Here is a 1,917-nt window from a genome sequence, read left to right on the forward strand (position 1 = left end):
CGGCCGGCCGAGACGGCGGGCAGGAGCCCTGGGCATCCTCGCGTCCGCCACCATGACCCCCGAACAGCTCCGCTCGGCCGTGCGCGAGGTCAAGTCCCGCACCGACGCGCCCTTCGGGGTCAACCTGCGGGCCGACGCCTCGGACGCGGGGGAGAGGGTGCGGATCATCCTCGACGAGGGCGTGAAGGTCGCCTCGTTCGCGCTCGCGCCCAGGCCGGAACTGATCGCCCGACTGAAGGACGCCGGAGTCGTCGTCATCCCCTCCGTGGGCGCCCGGCGGCATGCCGAGAAGGTCGCGGCCTGGGGCGCCGACGCCGTGCTGGTGCAGGGCGGCGAGGGCGGCGGCCACACCGGCAGCGTCGCCACCACCGTGCTGCTGCCGCAGGTCGTGGACGCCGTGGACATCCCCGTGATCGCCGCCGGCGGCTTCCGGGACGGACGCGGACTGGTCGCGGCCCTCGCCTACGGCGCCGCCGGTGTCGCGATGGGCACCCGCTTCCTGCTCACCTCCGACAGCACCGTCCCCGACACCGTCAAGGCCCGCTACCTCGCCGCCGGCGTCCAGGACGTCACCCTGACCACCAAGGTGGACGGCCTGCCCCACCGGATGCTGCGCACCGACCTGGTGGACGCGCTGGAGCGCTCCGGCCGCACGGCCTCCCTGCTGCGTGCCCTGCGGCACGCCTCCGCCTTCAAGCGGGAGTCGGGCATGAGCTGGGCCTCCGTGATGCGGGACGGTCTGGCCATGAAGCACGGCAGGCAACTGACCTGGAGTCAGGTCCTCCTGGCCGCCAACACCCCGATGCTGCTCAAGGCCGCGATGGTCGACGGCCGCACCGACCTGGGGGTGATGGCCTGCGGCCAGGTCGGAGGGCTGATCGACGACCTGCCGTCCTGCGCCGAACTCGTCGACAGGATCATGGCAGAGGCACACGCCACGCTCGGCAGGCTGTCGGCCTTTGTGTGAGGGAGGGAACGGCCGTTCAGCCGGACGCAGTTCGGCGCTGCTCCTCCGTCCACGGCCTCATCCCACCGGTCCGTCCCCCAGCACCCGGGCTCGGCATGCGGCCGGAGTACCCCAGGCGGTGCGCAAGGGGCGCGCCTTGCGGATCCACAGGGACAGGTCCAGTTCCTCGGTGTAGCCGACAGCGCCGTGGAGTTGCAGGGCCGTTCGCGCCGCCGCGTACGCTGCTTCGCAGGCCGACACCTTCGCGGCGGCGACGTCCCGGCCCGCTGCCGGATCGTCCGCCGCCAGGGCCAGGGCGGCGGCGTGGACCAGCGGCTGGGCGAACTCCAGGGCGATGAGGGTGTCCGCCAGGCGGTGCTTGACCGCCTGGAACGAGCCGACGGCCACCCCGAACTGGGTGCGCTGCCGCACGTACCCGACCGTGCGTTCCAGCAGCGACCTTCCCAGCCCGAGGGCCTGCGCGGCGGTGACCAGCGCCGCGACATCGGCGGCGTACGCGGCGGCCGCTGTCACCTCGGGTCCCTGCGCGAGCACGGCTCCACCCAGCGGCTGGGCCAGCCGCCGCGCCGGGTCGGCCGACGACTGCACCGGACCGTGCGAGGCCGCGAGTCGTACGGTGTCGCCGTCCACGACGAACACCGCGTCGGCGGCGTCGGCGTCCAGCGCGTACGGGCTGCCCCCGGGCGACAGGACGCACAGGGACGCAACGGCCTTGCCGGACGCGAGCTGCGGCAGCCAGGCACGCGCCGCGTCGCCCCCGAGCCGGCCCAGCAGGGCGCCGGCGGCGGCCGTCTCGGCCAGCGGACCGGGCACGGCATGACGGCCCAGTTCGCCGAAGGCCACGGCCAGTTCGACGGGCAGCGGTCCCAGGCCCTCGTGCTCCTCCGCCGAGGACCGGGACACCACCGCCCGCCCGGCGGACGAGCGCAGGGTGCGGCGCATCTCGCTGT

General features: G+C 74.5%; 2 protein-coding genes. One reads left to right on the forward strand and one right to left on the reverse strand.

Annotated features, from left to right (window positions below; all coding sequences use genetic code 11):
* The coding region (locus tag ABT116_RS43845; RefSeq protein WP_351646408.1) for an NAD(P)H-dependent flavin oxidoreductase at positions 1-967 on the forward strand (967 nt) is incomplete at its 5' end.
* Positions 968-1,024: 57 nt separating this feature from the next.
* On the opposite strand, the gene ABT116_RS43850 is transcribed toward ABT116_RS43845, so the two are convergent.
* Positions 1,025-1,917 (reverse strand): acyl-CoA dehydrogenase family protein (locus ABT116_RS43850; protein ID WP_351646411.1); only part of this gene is annotated, 893 nt, incomplete at its 5' end.

The sequence above is a fragment of the Streptomyces sp. NPDC002130 genome (assembly GCF_040296465.1).
GTDB lineage: Bacteria > Actinomycetota > Actinomycetes > Streptomycetales > Streptomycetaceae > Streptomyces.